Source organism: Desulfitobacterium sp. PCE1 (assembly GCF_000384015.1).
Classification (GTDB): Bacteria; Bacillota; Desulfitobacteriia; order Desulfitobacteriales; family Desulfitobacteriaceae; genus Desulfitobacterium; species Desulfitobacterium dehalogenans.
In genome coordinates this window covers 3,950,187-3,970,270 of record NZ_KB913023.1, presented here as the reverse complement: position 1 = coordinate 3,970,270, position 20,084 = coordinate 3,950,187, and the positions used below count along the sequence as shown (strand labels likewise).

The window sequence follows — 20,084 nt, the reverse complement described above, 5'->3', positions numbered from 1 at the left end:
GGGGTGCGCCGCGCTGGGCATGGCGATGAACCTTATTGAACCATTGTCCAGTAGTTGCCCATCACGATGACCGAGAGGATGTAACCGAGAGGTACATTCACTAAAACCCCTGTGGTAAAAGCGGCAAAAGGTTTCCAGCCAACGGAAGTGAGGTCTTTGAAGCGAGTGGTTAAACCGATAGAAAGGAAGGTGAAGATGAAGGCCCAGTTTCTTAACTCCTTGATGGGACCAATAACCTGTGCAGAGATTTCCTTTGAAGTAGGGGCATCCACTCCTGCTACCAAGGCGGTGATAATAATAGAAGCGACAAAAAAGCCTAAGACAAATTTGGGGAAGCGAGTCCAAATTTCACCGGCATTCGGTTTGGTTCCATCCTCGCGTTTTTCCCATTTGGTGATCGAGATGAAAGCCATGATGAAACACCAGATCCCAACGAACATATCCCGTCCCACGACCTTCATGAGAGTAAAGGTTTTGATGGCTTGTTCGTTAATGGAGGCTGCCGCAGCCATCCCTGCCGCATCGGCAAATTCAGAAGTTCCAATCCAGGCTCCGGCGGGACCGGGAGGAATGTTAAAGGCCTTAATAAACATGGGAAGAGCAAAGATCATGACAATGGCCCAAACAACAACTAAGGAAATGGCAATGGAGACATGCTGCTTTTCAGCCTTAACGGAACCCCCGATGGCAATGGAAGCGGATACGCCGCAGATAGAGCCGCCGGCAGCCAAAGTAGCGGAAAAACGGTTATCTAAGCCAAAGAGGCGGGTTCCAGCCCAGTAAATGGTCAGATAAGTGGTGACAGCAATAATGGTTGCCTGAAGAAAAGCCACCGGACCGGATTGGAGAATTAATGTGAAAGGAAGGGTGGCGCCCATGAGTACAATCCCGGTTTTAACAAAGAACTCCGTCCGCAAGGAAGCATCCATAAATTTGGGAAGCTTAATAAAGTTACCGATAATCAGTCCAACGGCAAGAGCGAGAAGGGGAGCTTCCAGGTTGAACTTTTTCATGACATCCCAGGACCCCAACACGGTGACCGCGAGACTCATGATAAAGACGATTGTAAATCCCGGAATAAACTGGCTTAGTTTATGGCCCAGAATTTTCACGGCGATGGAGAAGAGGACGATAAACAGTAGGTAGAGACCGATAATTCCGCTGACATGAGTGCTGACATAACTTGCTGCTTTGCTGAATTCCGAATAGCTCGGTACACTGATGGCCATCCATTTCATAGCGGTACTGCCTGTGGACCAGAGCAAAATAGCAACTAAGACTACCCCTAAACCAAGCCAAACTGCCCAATAGTCTTCCTTTTTCCAAAGATCGGACCAGCCTCCGGAAGGAGAGGTTGGTTTATTAGTTTCAACTTGTGCCATCTTAATACCCTCCAAAAGTAGTTTTTAGACCGGTTTGCCCAAAGACTGGGTTCAGCTTGAGGAATAAAACATACTGTCATCTCCTTTTGTCGTATTTGTTTAGGTACTATTTGATTTCGTAAACTAATTTATAAGCAATTCTTATGCCAACGATTTGCTCTTGTGAATTCTAGCTTAAATAAAGGGGTTCGGGGTTCTTAACAAAGCTGGGGAGATAATAAAAAAACCGGACAATTTGTCTGGTTGTGACAAATTGTCCGGACATAATGTCAGGTTACAGAACGCCCCATTTGCGGGTATATTCCACTTTAAGGACAAATTCAGTGTCCTTAAAGCCATGATCTTTAAGGAGTTTGAGAGCATGATTAAAATCATAAGTTTCCGTTTCCAAAAGGATATACTCCTTTTTGCCCGTCATGGCCCAATCGTCATGGGCTTCCGTCAGAAGCTCCAGCATAGCAGCAATCCGCTCTAATCGGATAGACAAAAAGTCCTTTAAATTGCGGACAGCTTGCGGGCTGATCTTCTTGCTTTTCAGGATGTCTTCTAAGGGAGGCTTTTCTCCAGGTTCCCAGGTTTTTTCAGAAAAATAGAAAAAGAATCGTGCCCTTTGTACGCAGGTTTCATTATCTGGGTGCATGTTGTTACTCTCCTTACTTTATATAAACTAGCCACAAGGCGTTGCAAGCCAAGGTGACAGTTTTGCCGATAGTTACTTGATCGTTGTCCAATAATTACCCATAATGACCACCGATAAGAGGTAACCCAAGGGGATATTGACTAGAACCCCTGCAGAAAAAGCGGCAAAGGGCTTCCAGCCTACTGAAGCCAGCTCTTTTATACGACTGGACAGTCCAATGGAAAGAAAGGTAAGAATAAAGGCCCAATTTCGCAATTCAATAATCGGGTTGATAATATGACTGTCGATGGCTTTTGAAGTAACGGCATCAGCCGAAGCGGCTAAAATCGTAATGATAATGGAGGCGATAATAAACCCCAAAACAAATTTCGGAAAGCGAAACCAGATATCCAGTGCATTGGGGCTGGTTCCGGAATAGCGTTTTTCCCAGCGTGTGACGGATGTGAGAGCCATGATAAAGCACCAGATGCCAATAAACATGTCACGGCCGACCACCTTCATAAGGGTAAAGGTTTTAATAGCTTGTTCGTTGATGGCAGCGGCTGCAGCCATCCCCGGAGCATCGGCAAACTCTGCCGTACCAATCCAAGCTCCCGCCGGCCCAGGGAGAACATTCAAAGCTTTAATGGCTAAAGGCAGGATAAAAATCATGATAATGGAAAAAAGAATAATCACGGAGATAGCAATGGACACATGTTGCTTTTCTGCTTTCACCGCACCCCCAATGGCGATGGAGGCAGAGACACCGCAGATGGAGCCTCCTGCAGCCAAGGTTGCTGCGAACCGTTTATCGAGACCCAAAAACCGCGTGCCCGTCCAGTAAATGGTGAGGAAGGTTGCCACAGCAATAATGGTGGCTTGGGCGAAGGCGGTTGAACCGGCTTGAATAATCAGGGTAAAAGGCAAGGAAGCACCCATCAGCACAATGCCTAACTTGACATAAAACTGAGTCTGCAGAGCGGTACTCAGCCAGTAGGGAATCCTTAAAAAGTTGCTGATTAACAGCCCTGCCAAAAGGGCCAGAAGGGGAGTCTCAATATTATAGCGTTTCATGATATCCCAGGAGCCTAAAAAGGAAACTAAAATGCTTAATAAAAAAAGAAAGGTAAAACCTACTAAGAAGCCTTTGACTTCACCGGTCAGGGCTTTTATAGCTATTGAACATAAAACGAGCAAAAACAGATAAAGTACGAAAAGGGAGCTTTTATGATCGAAGATATAATTCAGTCCCGTATGATAATCACTGTAGTCGGGTATTTTCAGGACAATCCAATTCATGAAATTATTGCCGGTACTCCAAAATAAGATAGCCAGCAGTACGATCGTCAGACCCAGCCACATGGCCCAATAATCCTCTTGTTTCCAAAGATCGGACCAGCCGCCCGAAGGAGTCGTGGATTTTTTTGTTGTAGATACATAGCCCAATGGTTGATCCCTCTCCTCTTTCAAGCTATTTATCATCATACGGTGATTCATCTCACTCTTAGGTGGTGAGATGAATCACCGCCCCCAAACTATTCCCCGAACGGTTGTTCTCAATACCTCCCGCCTTATGGTAAAATATTGGTAGAACAGATGCAGGAGGTGTTCGTCATCATTCGGGTCTATAAACTCAATTTCCATACTTCCCAAGAAAATCTCAATCGTCTCTATGCCTGTAATCGGATTTCTGCCCAGATCTGGAATCAGTGCCTTGAATTAGCTAAAGACCATTACCAAAAAACTAACACCTGGCTGAACCGCAAGGAGCTTCACTTAACTACGAAAGGGCAATACCCCATCCACAGTCAATCCATCCAGGCGGTCTATGAGCGGTATCTCGATGCTCGTGAAAACGCCCGGAAAGCGAGAGTCTTAGGGTACACTCAAATCCGCTACCCCTATAAAGAAAAGAACCATTATAATACTAAATGGAAAAAGGATGGCTTTCGCATCGGTGAAAAGGGCAGAATCGAGTTAAGCTTAGGTCTTCTGGAGGGTAAGCGTCAGAAACCCATCATCGTTCATCTTGCTAAACTACCTCCCGGGCAAATGAAAGAGATTGAACTTGTCTATGACCGGGGCCTAAATTAGCGATTGCCTTTGAGGATGGTATAAATTCTAAAGAAAATCTAGACCAAGGCGTAGCAGCCATTGACTTAGGTGAAATTCACATCATCGCTTCAGTCACCAATCAGGGACAAGGCCTTATCATTACCGGGCGCAAAGCTCGCAGCATCAAGCGGTTGCGGAATACGAAAATAAAGGAACTGCAAAGAAAGATGGCCCACTGTCAAAAAGGTTCCCGCCAGTGGAGAAAATATCGGCGAGCCTTAAATTATATCCTCAGTAAAAGCCGGGCTCAACTCACCGATGCCCTCCATAAAACCACTCGCGAATTCGTCCATTGGTGCTTGGAGAACACCATCAAGGATGTGGTCGTAGGGGATGTAGAAGGAATTCAACGTCACACTTCACCGAAGAAGAAACAAACTAAGCGGAAGCGTTCGCGAAGAACCAACCAGAAACTATCCCAATGGACGTTTAGCAAAACCCTGCGCTATTTACAGTACAAATTAGCTGCTGAAGGAATCAGCCTGAAGAAAGTGAATGAAGCTTACACCGCACAAACGTGTCCCGTTTGTGGGAAGAGAAAGAAACCCTCTTCCAGAAAGTATCGCTGTGCATGTGGTTATGTTCAGCATCGGGATCTGCATGGAGCGAGTAACATTTTAACCCAACACATATATGGCCACTACCAAGAGATCGTTTTAAAAGAATACAAGTATCTACGGATCGCCTGAAGGCGGGAAGTAGTAGAAGCCATGAATCTGGCCCGTATGCCGCAGGGCATACAGTTGCTGGCTGCAGCCGAGTGATGGGCTCACGCCCTATGGGTGGGGTAAGCAAGCTGCATACCCTTTGAGGCAGACATAAGGTATTAGCCAGAAGCCCCGATCCTCTTAGCGTAGTGTAGGTCGGGGAGGTTCATTCCTATTGTCACATGTTCATTCGATATCGTCAACAAGAGTTGTTGCAAGGGGAAGGGATATGCTATAATTGTGAAAAAGTGGAATATTTATAGTAATAAAGGTAAAAAGTTAAAGCGAGAAAAGGGGGATTAAAGATGGATCATTTAAAGGATAATCTGAATAAAGTAGTGGATGCAGCGAAAGAGCGCATCGACGGTGCAGTGAAAAAGACAGAGGAACTTTTGGATAAACCTGAGGTAAAGCAAAAGGTTGAAGGAATTAAAGATTTAGCCGAAGACAAAGCCGGGGTTATTGCGGGACGGGCGGAAGAAATTAAAGATTACATCGAAGATAAATTGGGAGATATGATGGAACGTGCTGAAGAATTAAAGGATGTAGTGGAAGATAAGGCCGAAGAAATTGCGGATAAGTTAGAAGGCAAAGCAGAAAAATATAAGGATAAAATTGAAGGGATGTTCAAGAAAGAATAGATCATTTGGAATTATTATCAAAAATATCTAAAGAAAAGCTGGAAAAGTAAGATGTACCGCTATCATTTATGCAAAAAAATGATATACTATGTATTGTAAAACAACACAAGGGGGCGTTTTAGACTCGCTCGGGGAAGCGGTGGCAAGAGTTGCGCGTCGAGATTCCACCTGGTCTCGTTAAACGGTGGACCTTAATAGTTAACAACGATAATTACGCTCTAGCAGCTTAATTGCCGCTAGCATCCTGCCTTCTTAGCCTACGATGAAGGGTCAGGGTGTCAAATGAGTAGGACTGCTCTAATGACAATTCTCGGAGTTATTAGCTAAGATTATCGAGATAGCCTCGGAAGGATCCTGCCTTCTGGAGCCCATGAGGTGAACTTTAAAGAGAAGGATACACGCGTAGACGCTTTTGTGGCAGCTCTTCGATACAGGGGTGCAATTCCCCTCGCCTCCACCAAATAAACCCTGTAGGTTATTTCTACGTCAAACTGTTAATATCCTTAGATGGTTTAATAATAATTCGATCAACATAATCTTGAAGGACTTTTTTCTTTTCCTCTTCATTGGCGGAAAAGAGGAAGTCCTTTTGCTTATTTATCCATGCTGTCTGCTTTAATCCTAAACGTATGACTGTTCCTTCTCTTTCAATTAAAGGGGCTAGGTAAAATATTAACTAGCCCCTTATGACAACAAAAAGGCCAGGGTAATTCGCCTGGCCTTCCTTTTATTTTTTTTAGAAAATTACACCAAGAGCAATCAAAATAAGAATTGCAATAAAGATAATTCCTACGCCAACGCCAACGCCAACACCTGTAACTGGCGCGCAAGGGAAGACAGAGGGACGACTAGTTACAATTGGCCCAATGTGTGGTGGGGCACCGACCGGTGAAATATGAGGAAAATGACTAAATCCGCCCATTAATAATCCCTCCTTCCTTAAAATTTTGCACTTAGACTAGAACACGATTCCCATTGCGATAAGCAAAAGAATGATTACAACTACGATTGCAATACCTTCGAATCTCTCTTCACGACGTTCAACTCCGTCAAAACCAAGTGCCATTTGAATTCCTCCTTTACTCGAAGATACTACAGTTTATGCTTTGTCTATAAGACTTGCCACAATATGGTAGTTTATGCAAGGCGGTTAGTAGTGCTAACATAAATGTTGATCACTAATTTAATGAACGCTAATAAAAAAGTTGACCACCCTAAGAGCCTAATCCTGTATGATTGGAGTTGCTAAGACAACAATCGTTACAGGGGGAAAGGACATGTTAGGAATGGTCGATAAAGAGTATATCAGAAAAAAGTACTTTGTTGAAGGGTGGTCCATCCGAAAGATTAGTCGAAACTTGGATGTTGCTCGTCAGACAGTGCGCAAAGCCCTTAAAGATTCCAATAGTCCACGATACAACCTTACTAAAGACAGGCCCTCACCAGTTTTAGAACCCTATAAAAAAGTTATTCAAGAGTGGTTGGAGCAAGATCAATCTGCACCACCTAAACAAAGGCTTACAGCAAAGAGAATATTTGAGCTTCTCCAAGAAGAATTCAACTTTACCGGTGGCGAATCAACGGTTAGAAAGTTTGTTCAGAAAGAAAAGAAACGTTACATTGAAATGTTTGTGCCGTTAACGGCAGATTGGGCGAACAAGCCCAAGTCGATTGGGGTAGAACCAAGGTATATCTAAATGGTAAGTTAACCGAAATCTCCTTATTCTGCCTTAGAATGAAAGCTAGCCTTGTACCCTTTGTATGGGCTTCACCGACTGAAAAGTTGGAGGCTTTTCTTGAGGGACATAAAAGAGCTTTTGAATGGTTGGGCGGAGTCCCTGCAAGCCTTGTTTATGACAATCTAAAAACGGCAGTCACCAAGACTCTCAAAGGACCTCATCGCCAAGAACATACCCTTTTCTCAAGCCTTAGGGCTAATTACTTATTTGACAGCGACTTTTGTAATCCCGCCAGCGGTAATGAAAAAGGCTCGGTCGAAAACCTCGTTAAATTCGTTCGTCGTAATGCAATGACTCCTGCTCCACATTTGAGTTCAATTGATGAACTTAATGACAAACTTTTACTTTGGTGTGAGAAGCAACGTAAAGCTCGGATAAAGGAATAGGAACAAGAGCGTGAGGGTCTTAGGGCTCTTCCCTCTATACCATTTCAATGTTCCCGAACCCATATGGTTTCTACAAGCCGTTTGCTCCTCTTCCAACTCGATCGTAACTTTTACTATATGGTAATCGTAATCTCCGAGTAGAGGCATTTGTTGACCAAATTGAAGTCTATGACTCTACAAAACTGGTCACCGTACACGAACGTTCTTACAGCCGTGGTGAGAAGGTCATGAAACTAGAGCATTACTTACCCATCATCGAGATTAAACCACGGGCTGCCAAAAATGCTCTGGTGGTCAGAAAGCTTCCCGAGGTATACCAAAAGCTAAGAATCCAATTATGCAGTAAAAACCCTGAAGGGTATCGCGAATTTGCGAAGATCCTTTTACTTAATCTTGAATACCGGTTTGAAGATGTTCTTGCTGCCGTGGAAGAGGGGCTTGAGTTGCACTCACCGACGCAAGAATCCATCCGACAGATTCTCGACTCACAGTTCTCTAATCCAAAGGTTTTAGTCAAGGAAGCATCTGAATCATCTTTAACCCATCTTAATGTTCCGGTAGACGCGCCCTCAAAGTATGATCACCTAATGGGAGGGTCTCAACATGACGGAGCTGCTTGATGCTAAAGAGGCTGTGATTGATATTTATTGTAAACAGCTTAAACTCCCTGGCTTAAAAGTAAATTTTAGGGATTTAGCCCGTGACGCTATGGCTCAGAACCAAACTCCGACCTCCTTTTTAGCCGCTTGCTTGGCCAAGGAAGTAGAGCTTCGAGCTCAGAAACGATTAACTACACGCTTAAAACAATCACGGATTCAAGAGATTAAAACGATCGAGGGATTCGACTTTACCAGCATACCTAAACTCCCCAAAAACAAGATCATTTCCCTTGCTGAATGTAAATTTAATCCCATTCATCGGTGAATCCTACCGGTTCAAGGAAAGCAGAGAAAAGCATAGCTAACCATGGTTTAAAGTAATCGAAAGTAACCGCCTTGGGGTGGTCAATTTTTTGGCTATCACAGTGGGCAACTTTTCGCTTGACGCTACTATACAAGTTTACAATGTGCTTCTCGGTCGGATATATGTGAGGACTTAGGATACTTAATAACTTTAGAAGCTGACATCATATTTTGCAAGAATTATGCAACAATTTTAATATGCAAACAGCAAAGCAAATGGTATAATATTCCTTATTATTACATATAATACTTTAATATATTTTTATGTAATAATTTACACATAAAAAAATTATATAAGGAGAGAAGCAGATGTATTACAAAAGAAAAAACATTAAAAAGTCTTGTGTTTTTTTAACCTTAGTACTATTTTTATCTTTTTTTCCAGGCGGCAATTTAGCATATGCTGATGATTTAGTCACTGACGTAATAAGCACAGCAGGAGGGGGTGGGCATACTATAGTTTTAAAGAGTGACGGAACAGTTTGGGCATGGGGCAAGAATTTTTTCGGGCAATTAGGAAATGGCGATACTTTAGATAGTATAAAGCCGGTTAAGGTATATGGGTTAAGTGATATTAAAGAAATTGCAGCAGGTAGTAACTATAGTATAGCATTAGATAAAGATGGATCTGTATGGGCTTGGGGGTGTAATAGTAGCGGAGAGCTAGGTGATGGAACAAGATTTCACAAGTATACACCAGTAAAGGTGTTGACAGGTGTTCAACATATAACAAGCTACTGCGGCCTCCATACTATGGTATTAAAAAAAGATGGAACCGTATGGGCATGGGGAGCTAACCATTTGGGACAATTGGGAGACGGAACAATAATTGATCGACTTACACCGGTGCAAGTTACCGGCTTATCAAATGTAAAAGAAATTGCAGCCGGTGGCCTTCACTCCATGGCTTTAAAGTACGACGGAACTGTATGGGCTTGGGGTTACAACGATTATGGACAATTGGGAGATGGGGCAAAAATTGATTATTACATACCGATACTGACACCGATACAAGTTCCGGGTTTATCAAATGTAACGAAAATTGCATCAGGCCCGAATCATTCTATAGCCTTACAAAATGATGGAACGGTATGGACTTGGGGATCTAATGGACAATACCAATTAGGCTACGACACTGGCAGTACATATAGGTGTTCAACGCCTCAGAGAGTGCCAGAATTATCGGATATAAAAGAAATTGAAGCAGGTGAATTGCATACTATAGCTCTCAAAAATGATGGGACAGTATATACATGGGGCATGAATTATGATGGTCAACTGGGGGATGGAACAACAATCAAGAGGAAAACTCCGCAAAAGGTAAACGATTTGCCGGAAATTAAAACTATTGCAGGGGGATATAGCCATACAATAGCTCTTCAGAATAATGGAACTATATGGGCTTGGGGATACAATGAATATGGGCAGACAGGAAATCAAAAAAAAAGTAATGTGCTAACGCCTGAGAAGGCTTTAGGCTTGGATCTACCTAAACCGGAAAAGATAAATGTATATAACACAAAATTACCCAATAAAACCATGCAGCTTAAAGTTACTGCAGATATGGATGATGGATCAGAAAAAGATATTACGACAGATGTAAATACATCTTATGTTGTGTCTAATCCAGAAGTAGCTTCAATAAATAACAATGGACTCGTTTCAATTGATCCTTATGCTGATGAGGATGATTTTACAATCACTGTATTTTACAAGAACTTTTATAAAAAGGTAGGTGTCTATCACATAAGAAAAACGGCTACTGGCGACATGGAAATTTATAAAGAGGCTTCTAAAGGTACATTTTATATTTTCAAAATGTACAAACATAATGAAAGCATATCTCAAATATTAATAGACAGCATTAGAAATGTGATGCTAGGTTACTTAGGTGATTACGGTGATGTTTTGAATCTTGTTAATGAAATAAATCGTAATAATGATGATAACAGGTGGAAAGATGGAAGCTGGCAAATTAAGATACCCTCATATGCAATAGGTGAGACTTTTCATCTTAATGATGATAGTTATTCTTCATATAGCTGGACAAGCATAGAAGGTAATAAAAGGCTAAAAAATTGCGTGCTAGCTTGTGGAAATGAAGTTATGTATATAGTAACTGATTGGAATGAGTTTACAATATATGTTTGCGATGGGGTATATGATAATAAGGAATAGAATAAACTTGATGCAAAAATGTCTAAAAGCTTAAATTTTAGAATGAACACTGAGCTAGTTCAGGGCTTTGAAGAGATTAGTTGCATAGGGGTGCGGGGTTTTGCCTTCATCCCTATTTATGCTGTATTTGACCTATTCCATTAAGTTATTTTTTGGTCGCCAGTATGCCGAATTAATTCAATTGCTAATTCTGTTGTCTTATAAAGATCGTCTATCTTTATATACTCCTCAGTAGTATGTATTTTCTGAGTACCAATTCCTAAGACAGCACATGGAATGCCATACACACGCTGCACTGTTACCTGATGTTTGCCACCCTGTTCAGTAACTGCACCCTCAAATGTGCCCTTGATTTTGTCTGATATTGCTTGGAGGTCGGACAGATTGTGGCTTCTCGCTTCCCCATGAATTTCTACCATCTCCGGTACAATATTGGTTGCAAGACCTCCCACAGCTAGGCAAGGGAAAAGGTAGCATTTTTGCTGAATTTGCGAATATGCTTTGACAGATAAGTGTCATTAGCTGTATACACTTTAGAAGGGGTGTGCCTATGAGTACTGTGTCGATGGCAGAATACTATATTCGAGAGTCACTTGAACTCAATCTTTTTTGGACAAGAATTATAAAAGAGCACTTTATCTTCATGCAAGCAAATTTAATGTGCAAAGATGTTTCTTATATCCAACAGGCCGAAGAATTTAAATGTCTGTTTGAAGGCTTTTTACATCAGACAATTCGTTTGTCCAATGGAGTTATCAGTCCTGAGGTGTTATTATCCGGGGAATTGTTGACTGGTAAGACATTGTTGGCTGAACAAAAAACAGTAGAGTTAACCGGGATTAGGATTGGAATACCGATCACTGTTGAAGAGTCTAATTTAACTCCAGGGCCCTTGTCCACGCCAGTATTAAGTCCCGAACGCGTTGCCAATATTTCCGCTTTAAACGAACAAATTTTGACCTGTGCCAGTTCTGTTGCTGAATTTATGGAGAAAGTGTATCAGGATGCTATCCATTGTCGGTTATATACCACCAAGATACCGTCCATTTATGCCCATCAACGCCGTGAAACCCTCAACTATATTACACTTTTGCGACGGTTACAGAATCATCAAGTGCTTGATCCTTATTCCAGTGTGGCCGAAGCAGAAAAGTTTTGGAACTACAATATGATGGTACATGCTGAAGCGATGAGGCAACTCCTGGATTTTTCCGAACAGGCAATGATCAAAAAAGCAAATGATTTCGCCCTGCACTTTCACCAATTGGTTAGCAAATTTCCCGATGATGCAAAACCACCAATCAACCTGGGACAAATGACGAGTGAAAGTCGGCGTGCTACTGTTGCCATCCGTGATTTCAAAGCAGCAAGTACAGAGATGCTGCTTGCGTGCCAACTTAAAGGGGTTATGACCGCTTTGCTTACGGACCATCTTTTGCGAGAAGCAAATTATTATCTTCGCATAATAAACAGAGGAGTACCGGAGTTTAAGGGCGGAAAAGGGTGGGCTTCTTATACTTAAAATAAAGAAAAATTGTATAGCAAAAAATAGGGGTTAGGCACAGGGCCTTACCCCTTAATAATTATCTACTCTTTAGTTTATACGGATATTTCACTGTAAGAGAGTGCAAAATAAACTTTAAGACTATGACAAGGCTATATGGAGGGATCATCATGAGCGAAAGGACAAAAGAGTATTTTACAAAACCACCTCGACCCTATTGGATGGCCTCAACAGCCAATACTGATTATTCCACCTTGGATAAGGATATGAAGGTTGATGTGGCAATTGTCGGAGGCGGTATTACTGGTATATTATGCGCCTATTGGCTGAGTAAAGAGGGAGTAAAAACAGTAGTACTTGAGGCGGATCACATTTTACAAGGTACCACTGGGCATACCACTGCAAAAATAACCTCACAACATGAACTGATCTATCAAAAGGTACAAAAAAAAATAAGCGAGGAATTTGCCAGGCAATATGCAGATGCCAACCAAACCGCCATAAAGATGTATCAGTCGATAGCAAAAGAATATAATATTGAATGCGATCTTGTCCCACAATCCGCCTATGTATACACTCTTGAAGATAAATATAGTGAGGATATTGTCAATGAAGCGAATGTCGCCTCTTCCTTCGGCATTAAAGCTACATATCTTGATAAAATACCATTACCATTTGATATAAAGGCTGCTGTACGTTTTGATGATCAGGCACAATTTCATCCTCGCAAATTTTTGTTGGCTCTTGCCGATAAAATCACCCATAACGGAGTTCAGATAGTTGAACAAACCAGGGTTGTAGACATTGAAGACAACGGAGATCATGGTGATTATGTTTTAATGACCGACAGGGGAACAAAAGTAACAGCACAAAGGGTTATTATAGCTTCTCATTACCCATTCTATAATAAACATGGAATGTACTTCACGAGACTATATACGGATCGGGCCTATGCTATTGCCATCAAAATGAAGGAGAACTATCCAGGTGGTATGTATATTACGGCAGAGGAACCCGGTCGGTCACTCCGCAGCCAAACTTCAGATCAAGGGGAATTAGTATTTGTTACAGGGGAACATCATAAAACCGGACAAGGAGAGGATACAATTAAACATTATGAAGCACTAGTGGATTTCGCAGAGCAAACCTTTCCCGTCGAAGATATTCCCTATAGATGGTCTACACAGGACTGTATGACATTGGATGGCTTACCTTACGTGGGACATTTCACGTCAAATACTCCCCGATTATATATTGCTACCGGGTATGGTAAATGGGGAATGACGAACAGTATGGCCTCTTCAATGATATTAAGAGACCTGATTGTACACGGGGAAAGTCCTTGGCAGGATGTTTATAATCCATCAAGAGGAACGATAGGGGCCTCCGCCAAGGAATTTGTTGTGCAAAATCTCAATGTAGCAGATAAGCTCATCGAAGGTAAACTTTCTCCTCTTCCGGAGAGTGTAGATATTCAACCGAATGAGGGAAAAATTATTAAAGCCGATGGTCAAAGAGCTGGAGCTTATAGAGATGGACAAGGTACACTGCACGTAGTGAACACAACGTGTACCCACATGGGATGTGAATTAAACTGGAATTCCGCTGAGACATCATGGGATTGTCCTTGTCACGGCTCAAGATTTACTTATGAAGGCGATGTAATAGAAGGTCCCGCACTTAAACCTTTGGATAGACACAATGAAGTAAACACTATTGAGAAACTTATTAAAGAAGATTATTAAGATGTGTAGAAGTTATTGAGGATCTTCAACAAAAAATAAATCCAATGCTGATCATGCGCTATTCGGTATTGGATTTATTTTTTACACAGTGGAACTATGGCAAGCTTAATGGACAATGAAATGAGGTTTTGATCATGGGATGATTGCAAAGACAGTACCTTGTTTAGGATCAGTCACTCTCATAGAACTATAAACCCCTAAATAGAGTCTGGTTTGATCCGAATTCGTTCCCAAACTAACATAAAAGGCCGATTGAGACCCAAAATTATAATCGGTTTCAATAACACTAAAATCATTAAGTTTACAATCTGTCCTTACCTTGGTATAAGCTAAAACCCCTCTAACCGGAAATTGAGATTTCCGGGCAAAATCGGTAAACACAACGCTTCCCGTTAAATAGGGGATTTCATTCCCCATATAGGGCTGGACTCCTGTAAGTGAAGTTCCTCCAAACTTATCGGGCCGGGGATCTTTATGAAAATAACTTATGAGAGGTTGAATACGCCCCACAGAAGTTTTTACTGCGTCATTGTAATAAGCCATTGTTTTCTCATCCAAAGCAGGATTTGCAGAGCAGACTTTAATAAACGAAGTAGGAAAAGCTCCTTCCCACCCACGCCAACCAAAGTTAATAAATCCCTCTTGATCAGGTTCAGACTTCGTTAAAGAAGCTTGAACGAGCTGAGTGACCGGTATGGGTTTATACTGAACGAATGAAAAAATAGACTCTACCAGATCCTGTCCGACATTTCCGACATATTTGATATACTGGTTATAGAGCCATTGATATGAAATGCCTGGAATATTGCGAACCCCTTTGGCAATTACTGTGAGCGTTTCCTGAATGGGTCCAGGAAGTTCATTGAAACGTGTGACAACGGGTGGATTATAAATGAATGTATCCTTCATGACATCAATCTCAATTATTTTGCCGGCGATTTCCATAGTATCCTGGCTTAAATTAAATGGATCATAGCCTGAACCACCATCTCCGGTTGTTAAAACAAGTTTTCCTGTTTCGGGTGAAAAGTTTAAGCTATTGACACCATTATGATTAAAAAATGGTCTTCTTAAATTGAGTAATGTCCGCCTTTTTTGAGGTTGACCATTCGGTCGCAAAACCCATTCTTCAATTGTATCAATATGATCATAGAGTAGTTCTCTGTTTACCCACTTTAGGTTTAAGGTTCCGGCATCACATGGGTTAGGCTTAAACGATTCAGGAAGGGCACCTGGAAAAGCACCTGGGCCTTGTGTTCCAGATACTGAATAATGAAGATAAAACAGTCCGTTATTATAAAATTCGGGATGAAACGCTAGGCCGATCAATCCCCGTTCATCATATCCGTGATTAGAAGCACCTAGCTTTATGATGTGTTGGCGAATATCTAAAAAGGTCCCTATAACTCCATAGCCGATGTAAAAGATTTCTCCTGTCTGGGTCGCAATAAATAATCTTTCGATTGAGTCACCTGGAAGCACCGCAGTCTTTAGAACCGTGGGTAAATTTATTTTACTGATAATGGGCCTTAAACTAACTTTTATCAACTAATTTATACCCTTTCTTATTGTTTTCTTTATTAAGAATATGATTTGAACTATTTTATTAGTACCCAAGTCACGGTACTTATGGGATTGGTTTCCTTGTATTTATATGGTAAGATTCTATAAATATATTATTTGTTAGGGGAGGGGATAAAATTGGGTAATCATCGGGTTCAGGGCTCATATAAATGGGTGGTATTAGCACTTTCCTTTTTTATGATGATTAGTTTTGCTTTATCTTTACAAGTCCTGCCACCACTATTTGAGCAAATCATGGTGGATATATCTTTTTCTAACTCCCAGGCAGGGATCCTAATGGGGGCTTATGCAATTCCCGGTATTTTTCTTCCTTTTATAGTGGCTTACTTAGCCAACCGTTTTGATATGAAAAAGTTGATCATCGCTGCGTTGATTATTATGATCCTGGGATTAGTAGCATTTTCTTTAGCGGAGTCTTTTTCACTCTTAGTAGTGTGTAGATTAGTGGCGGGGATAGGAGCGACGGTGTTGGTAGTACTCGCTCCTCTCTTAATCACGATGTTTTTTGATCAAAAGAATATCGGGATTGCGATGGGTATTTTTAACACAGCCGTGCCATTAGGTACTGTCTTAGCAGCCAACCTTTTTGGTTCTTTGGGACGAATCCTTGGCTGGAGAGTTATATTGTACGGCGTTGCAGGCTTTTTAGGAGTCATTCTACTTTTCGTAATCTTTGCCCTTTCCTTACAAAAAAATGATGGCAATACTCATTCCGATGATGTAAGCAGACAGTCGGCACCAAAGTTCAGAGGCAGTTTGAGCCTATGGTTCCTAGCGGCTATTTGGGTTTTGGCTAATTTTCAGCTTTTAGCTTATGTTACCTTTGGTTCCCAATTTTATCAGTCCCTCGGTCTCGCGAACCAACAGGCAGGATTTTTGACAAGCTTGATCATGCTGGCCTCGATTTTCCTGGCACCGATCATAGGGGTAGCTTTCGATAAAACCGGCCGCAAAAAGCCCTATCTGATCACAGGGAGCGTCATTATTTTAATTTCTTTCGTTTTAATGGCCGCCCATTTCCCTGGTCTGCCATTGTGGGCAGTTGCTTTGGGAATAGGTTTTGCTCCCATACCTGTTTTCGTATTTGCTCATCTACCTGAGACCGTTAAACCTCATGAGGTAGGAATGGGTATGGGGATGCTCACGATTGCTTCGAATTTAGGCACAACAATAGGACCATCTGCACTTGGCTCAATCCTTGACCGGACAGGTGGCAATTTCTCTATTTCGTTTATGGTTTTAGCAGCGGTATCTATCATCATTATCGCTTTTTCGTTGGGATTAAAACCCAGGAGTTCAAGAAGCGAAAATCAGTGAAGAGGTCTGCATTCTTAAGTCAGCTGAAAAGCTGACTTTTTTATTTTTTATAAGATTCTCAGGAGTGACTATAATTCTGGAGGATTTTGCTAGAATAAAGAGAATATTAGAATTTATTATACTTTTTATCTAATTATCCATTTACGGGGTGTGATCTTAAAGATTAGGGAAAAGAATTATTTAGGAGGTATTCGCTTCATGGAATCAATTTTTTTCGTAGCTCTAACCCCCGGTATGGCCCAGATTGCAGAGAAAACAAGGCAAGATTTAAATTTATCTTTTCCCATTGAAGTCGTAAGCTTCGAAAAAGGCAAAGAGATCATCAAAGCCAATCCTCAAGTTGATGTGATGATTAGCCGGGGGCTGATGGTTGATTTGCTGCGCGAAAATACCGATAAGCCAATCGTTGGGCTTACCATGACCATCGACGAGATGTTGGAAGCGGTTCAGCGGCTCATCGCTGAAGGAGCGACGAAAGTGGGTGTAGTAGCCCATAGGGGATTTTTGGATATGGAAAGTTCAGACTTTGCTTTAGGAGATCTAACGATTCATATCAGACCATGGAGCACCCTGGGGGATATACCAACGATACTGGAGCGGCTGAATAAGATCGGCGTTCACGCTATAGCAGGGGACAAAGGTGGTTACACTACTGCCGAAGAGCGAGGGTACATGGTAGAGCTGCTGGAATCGGGGCCCCTTGCGGTGAGAAGGTCTGTAAACGAGGCTTTGAAAATAGCCAGAGCTCAGGAACGAGAGCGGGAAAAGGAGCACGAAAAAACACGTCGTTTTGAGCAGGTGTTATCGGAGCTGTATTCCGGTTTAGAACAATCCGCCTCGTTTGTTGAGGAACTAGCTGCATCTTCACAAGAGCTTGCCGCATCAAGCCAGGAATCCTCCGCCATTGCTCAAACAACTACTCAGGAGATGAATGGAATTACGGAAATCTTGGATGTCCTGCGACGGGTTGCCCAGCAGACCAACTTGTTGGGACTTAATGCTGCTATTGAGGCAGCCCGCGCAGGTGAACATGGTCGGGGATTCTCAGTGGTGGCGGAAGAGGTACGTAAGCTGGCGGATGAAAGTAGCAGGTCGGCTAAGAATATTGAACAGATGCTGAAAAGATTCCATGAGTCGGTGGTTCAAGTCCAGAATAATGTCGAAGCCAGTAGCTCGATCACCCAGGAACAAGCAAAAGCGACTCAAGTCTTGTCTCAGAATTTAGAAGTGCTTAGAGGAATAGGGGATAAGCTGAGAGTCATGGCCTAAAAAACACCCTGTGCAATTTTTGAAGCTTTGCTGATTACTTTTTAAGATGATAGGGTACGGTTGCAACAACAACATTCTTTCGATGGAGCAAAACAGTGCGAATCAAGAAGCTGGATTGATTATGAAGAATATGATGCCATCCTTTTTTAGGGATAAATTCCGGAATGAGTACGGTTACCTGATAATTAGATCCCGTCGTCCTACGTTCAATGGAATCAATAAACTTAGTCAGGGGTTGAATAATGCTTCTATGGAGAGAATGCAAAGAGACCAACCGAACGCCTGTCTGCCATTGTCCCCATTTTTCCTCCAATTTTTTTTGTTCTTCTTTATCAAAAGATATATGGACGGCGATAATCTGCTGCGGGGATAAAGATTTAGCATAGTTCAGGGAGTTTTCAACAACCCGGGTGATTCCTGCAATAGGTATGATGATGATATTTCCCTGAATCGGTGTCGCCTCTTCACAGGTTGAAATGCGAAGTTGTTCGGCAATTTCATCGTAATGTTTGCGAATTTTTTTAAACAGAGTAATCATGATTGGAATGAAGATTAAAACGGGCCAAACTTGGTTGAACTTCGTTAAGAAGAAGATCAAAGTCACACTAAAACTGATGAGAGCACCTGTAGAATTGATCAGCAACTTGGGCAGCCAACCTTTGGGCCTTTCTCTAAACCATTTAACCATCATTCCCGTTTGAGACAAAGTAAAAGGAATGAATACACCGACCGCGTAAAGAGGGATGAGCTGCTCAGTACGTCCTTTAAAAGCAATGATCAGAAGAATGGATAAAAACCCAAGGATAATGATTCCGTTGGAGTAGCCGAGACGGTCTCCACGAATGGTGAACATTCTCGGTATAAATTTATCTTTGGCAAGATTAACCGCCAAAAGAGGGAAGGCTGAGTAGCCGGTATTGGCGGCAAGAATCAAGATAAGGGCTGTTGTTCCTTGAATAAAATAATAGACGTAATTTCGCCCGAATACTCCTTCAGCAATCTGAGAGACGACGGTTACCTCTTCGCTTGGGGCAATTCCGTAAAAATACGCTAAGAGTATAATCCCGGAAAAGAGGATGCCAAGCAAGCTCCCCATGGCAATCAGTGTTTTGGCGGCATTATTCGGAGCGGGTTCCTTAAAATTCGGTATGGCATTGGAGATCGCCTCTACTCCGGTTAAGGCCGAACTTCCTGAGGCGAAGGCTCTCAGCAACAAAAAAAGGCTTAATCCTGTCACAGTCGTCCCCATCGGTGTATGCAGTTCAGGTGAGACCTGACCCGTCAGAATAGTGTATCCCCCTACTCCAATCAAGATAAATAAGGCAACTACAAATAAATAGACCGGATAGGCTAAAATAGTAGCTGATTCCGTTAACCCCCTTAAATTGAGGAGTGTAATGAAAAGAACAAAGAAAACGGCGATCATCACATTATGAGCATGTAAGGCAGGAAAAGCTGATGTGATAGCATCCGTTCCTGCAGATACACTTACAGCCACTGTCAAAATATAATCGACCAATAAAGAACCTCCAGATATTAACCCCGGAGTGATACCTAAGTTATTTTTAGAAACCATATAAGCTCCGCCGCCGTGAGGATAAGCAAAAATAATTTGCCTATAGGATAAAATCAAAGAGATCAAAAGAATCAAAACTCCTAGTGCGATAGGAAGAGAATACCAGAAAGCGGCTGCTCCCACTGTGGCCAGAACAATCAGTATTTGCTCCGGACCATAGGCTACAGAGGATAAAGCATCTGAAGAAAGAATCGCCAAGGCTTTCTTTTTGTTTAGTCTTTGCTCTCCCAGCTCTGTTGACTTTAAGGGACGTCCGATTAAGAACCGTTTAAGGGAAGAGATCATTGTTATTTTCAGCTCCTTTTATACACGAAGCAAACAACCCATGATTTTGCTCCTGATGCTACCTTTATAGCACCT

The 20,084-nt window shown here is 42.0% G+C and carries 18 protein-coding genes and 1 other RNA gene; 13 read left to right on the top strand and 6 right to left on the bottom strand.

Annotated features, from left to right (window positions below):
• Positions 1-32 precede the first annotated feature (32 nt).
• From DESPCE1_RS0119610 to DESPCE1_RS0119600, 3 genes are all read right to left on the bottom strand, one after another.
• Positions 33-1,382, bottom strand: coding sequence for a YeiH family protein (locus tag DESPCE1_RS0119610; RefSeq protein ID WP_014795735.1), 1,350 nt, complete (start codon positions 1,380-1,382; stop codon positions 33-35).
• Between the two features lie 274 nt (positions 1,383-1,656).
• On the bottom strand, positions 1,657-2,022 hold the full coding sequence (locus DESPCE1_RS0119605; protein ID WP_019851443.1) for a hypothetical protein: 366 nt from the start codon (positions 2,020-2,022) through the stop codon (positions 1,657-1,659).
• Between the two features lie 72 nt (positions 2,023-2,094).
• Positions 2,095-3,447 carry a YeiH family protein gene (locus DESPCE1_RS0119600; protein ID WP_019851442.1) on the bottom strand — a complete coding sequence of 451 codons (1,353 nt, stop codon included), beginning with the start codon at positions 3,445-3,447 and terminating at the stop codon, positions 2,095-2,097.
• Between the two features lie 150 nt (positions 3,448-3,597).
• On the opposite strand from DESPCE1_RS0119600, the gene DESPCE1_RS23920 reads away from it, so the two are divergent.
• The 4 genes from DESPCE1_RS23920 to ssrA all read left to right on the top strand — a co-directional run bounded on the left by DESPCE1_RS23920 (position 3,598) and on the right by ssrA (position 5,924).
• Positions 3,598-4,095, top strand: a complete 498-nt coding sequence (locus DESPCE1_RS23920; RefSeq protein ID WP_242835411.1) for a hypothetical protein — start codon at positions 3,598-3,600, stop codon at positions 4,093-4,095.
• A 2-nt stretch (positions 4,096-4,097) separates the two neighbouring features.
• Positions 4,098-4,805, top strand: coding sequence for an RNA-guided endonuclease InsQ/TnpB family protein (locus tag DESPCE1_RS23915; RefSeq protein WP_371200625.1), 708 nt, complete (start codon positions 4,098-4,100; stop codon positions 4,803-4,805).
• Positions 4,806-5,128: 323 nt separating this feature from the next.
• The gene (locus tag DESPCE1_RS0119590; protein WP_014795732.1) at positions 5,129-5,464 is read left to right on the top strand and encodes a hypothetical protein; all 336 of its coding nucleotides are present in this window, start codon (positions 5,129-5,131) and stop codon (positions 5,462-5,464) included.
• 109 nt (positions 5,465-5,573) lie between these two features.
• Positions 5,574-5,924: a transfer-messenger RNA gene (ssrA, locus tag DESPCE1_RS22805) on the top strand.
• A gap of 276 nt (positions 5,925-6,200) precedes the next feature.
• Here ssrA and DESPCE1_RS0119585 read toward each other — a convergent pair.
• A complete protein-coding gene (locus tag DESPCE1_RS0119585; protein ID WP_019851441.1) occupies positions 6,201-6,386 on the bottom strand; it encodes a hypothetical protein in 186 nt (61 codons plus the stop codon).
• Positions 6,387-6,741: 355 nt separating this feature from the next.
• Here DESPCE1_RS0119585 and DESPCE1_RS23910 point away from each other — a divergent pair, with 355 nt between their 5' ends.
• The 7 genes from DESPCE1_RS23910 to DESPCE1_RS0119540 all read left to right on the top strand — a co-directional run bounded on the left by DESPCE1_RS23910 (position 6,742) and on the right by DESPCE1_RS0119540 (position 13,978).
• Positions 6,742-7,161 (top strand): hypothetical protein, encoded by a 420-nt coding sequence (locus tag DESPCE1_RS23910; RefSeq protein WP_028305642.1) that lies wholly within the window; start codon positions 6,742-6,744, stop codon positions 7,159-7,161.
• Complete coding sequence (gene istA / locus DESPCE1_RS23905; protein WP_242835410.1) at positions 7,113-7,589, top strand: IS21 family transposase; 477 nt, start codon at positions 7,113-7,115, stop codon at positions 7,587-7,589. The genes DESPCE1_RS23910 and istA overlap by 49 nt, the downstream gene beginning before the upstream one ends.
• Before the next feature lie 227 nt (positions 7,590-7,816).
• Positions 7,817-8,209, top strand: a complete 393-nt coding sequence (locus tag DESPCE1_RS23900; protein WP_028305640.1) for a hypothetical protein — start codon at positions 7,817-7,819, stop codon at positions 8,207-8,209.
• A complete protein-coding gene (locus tag DESPCE1_RS0119560; protein ID WP_019851440.1) occupies positions 8,193-8,513 on the top strand; it encodes an ATP-binding protein in 321 nt (106 codons plus the stop codon). The genes DESPCE1_RS23900 and DESPCE1_RS0119560 overlap by 17 nt, the downstream gene beginning before the upstream one ends.
• A 347-nt stretch (positions 8,514-8,860) precedes the next feature.
• Positions 8,861-10,729, top strand: coding sequence for a hypothetical protein (locus DESPCE1_RS22160; RefSeq protein ID WP_019851439.1), 1,869 nt, complete (start codon positions 8,861-8,863; stop codon positions 10,727-10,729).
• A gap of 565 nt (positions 10,730-11,294) precedes the next feature.
• Entirely contained in the window at positions 11,295-12,251 is a 957-nt protein-coding gene (locus tag DESPCE1_RS0119545) for a DUF2935 domain-containing protein (RefSeq protein ID WP_242835409.1), read from the top strand.
• A 152-nt stretch (positions 12,252-12,403) separates the two neighbouring features.
• Positions 12,404-13,978 carry an FAD-dependent oxidoreductase gene (locus tag DESPCE1_RS0119540; RefSeq protein ID WP_019851436.1) on the top strand — a complete coding sequence of 525 codons (1,575 nt, stop codon included), beginning with the start codon at positions 12,404-12,406 and terminating at the stop codon, positions 13,976-13,978.
• Between the two features lie 132 nt (positions 13,979-14,110).
• Here DESPCE1_RS0119540 and DESPCE1_RS0119535 read toward each other — a convergent pair whose 3' ends face one another.
• A complete protein-coding gene (locus DESPCE1_RS0119535; RefSeq protein ID WP_019851435.1) occupies positions 14,111-15,526 on the bottom strand; it encodes a sorbosone dehydrogenase family protein in 1,416 nt (471 codons plus the stop codon).
• 153 nt (positions 15,527-15,679) lie between these two features.
• Here DESPCE1_RS0119535 and DESPCE1_RS0119530 point away from each other — a divergent pair, with 153 nt between their 5' ends.
• Both DESPCE1_RS0119530 and DESPCE1_RS24105 read left to right on the top strand, forming a co-directional pair.
• Entirely contained in the window at positions 15,680-16,879 is a 1,200-nt protein-coding gene (locus tag DESPCE1_RS0119530) for a CynX/NimT family MFS transporter (protein WP_019851434.1), read from the top strand.
• Positions 16,880-17,077: 198 nt separating this feature from the next.
• Positions 17,078-18,148: a PrpR N-terminal domain-containing protein gene (locus DESPCE1_RS24105; RefSeq protein WP_019851433.1), complete on the top strand. Its 1,071-nt coding sequence runs from the start codon at positions 17,078-17,080 to the stop codon at positions 18,146-18,148.
• A 34-nt stretch (positions 18,149-18,182) separates the two neighbouring features.
• Here the strand turns inward: DESPCE1_RS24105 and DESPCE1_RS0119520 are convergent, their stop codons facing one another.
• Positions 18,183-20,009 (bottom strand): APC family permease, encoded by a 1,827-nt coding sequence (locus DESPCE1_RS0119520; protein WP_019851432.1) that lies wholly within the window; start codon positions 20,007-20,009, stop codon positions 18,183-18,185.
• Positions 20,010-20,084: the final 75 nt, after the last annotated feature.

Bases quoted from the DNA above. Each gene is read 5' to 3' on its own strand.
- DESPCE1_RS0119610 (WP_014795735.1), bottom strand. From the start codon at position 1,382: ATGGCACAAGTTGAAACTAATAAACCAACCTCTCCTTCCGGAGGCTGG.
- DESPCE1_RS0119605 (WP_019851443.1), bottom strand. From the start codon at position 2,022: ATGCACCCAGATAATGAAACCTGCGTACAAAGGGCACGATTCTTTTTC.
- DESPCE1_RS23920 (WP_242835411.1), top strand. From the start codon at position 3,598: ATGCAGGAGGTGTTCGTCATCATTCGGGTCTATAAACTCAATTTCCAT.
- DESPCE1_RS0119590 (WP_014795732.1), top strand. From the start codon at position 5,129: ATGGATCATTTAAAGGATAATCTGAATAAAGTAGTGGATGCAGCGAAA.
- DESPCE1_RS0119585 (WP_019851441.1), bottom strand. From the start codon at position 6,386: ATGGGCGGATTTAGTCATTTTCCTCATATTTCACCGGTCGGTGCCCCA.
- DESPCE1_RS23910 (WP_028305642.1), top strand. From the start codon at position 6,742: ATGTTAGGAATGGTCGATAAAGAGTATATCAGAAAAAAGTACTTTGTT.
- DESPCE1_RS23900 (WP_028305640.1), top strand. From the start codon at position 7,817: ATGAAACTAGAGCATTACTTACCCATCATCGAGATTAAACCACGGGCT.
- DESPCE1_RS0119560 (WP_019851440.1), top strand. From the start codon at position 8,193: ATGACGGAGCTGCTTGATGCTAAAGAGGCTGTGATTGATATTTATTGT.
- DESPCE1_RS22160 (WP_019851439.1), top strand. From the start codon at position 8,861: ATGTATTACAAAAGAAAAAACATTAAAAAGTCTTGTGTTTTTTTAACC.
- DESPCE1_RS0119545 (WP_242835409.1), top strand. From the start codon at position 11,295: ATGGCAGAATACTATATTCGAGAGTCACTTGAACTCAATCTTTTTTGG.
- DESPCE1_RS0119540 (WP_019851436.1), top strand. From the start codon at position 12,404: ATGAGCGAAAGGACAAAAGAGTATTTTACAAAACCACCTCGACCCTAT.
- DESPCE1_RS24105 (WP_019851433.1), top strand. From the start codon at position 17,078: ATGGAATCAATTTTTTTCGTAGCTCTAACCCCCGGTATGGCCCAGATT.
- DESPCE1_RS0119520 (WP_019851432.1), bottom strand. From the start codon at position 20,009: ATGATCTCTTCCCTTAAACGGTTCTTAATCGGACGTCCCTTAAAGTCA.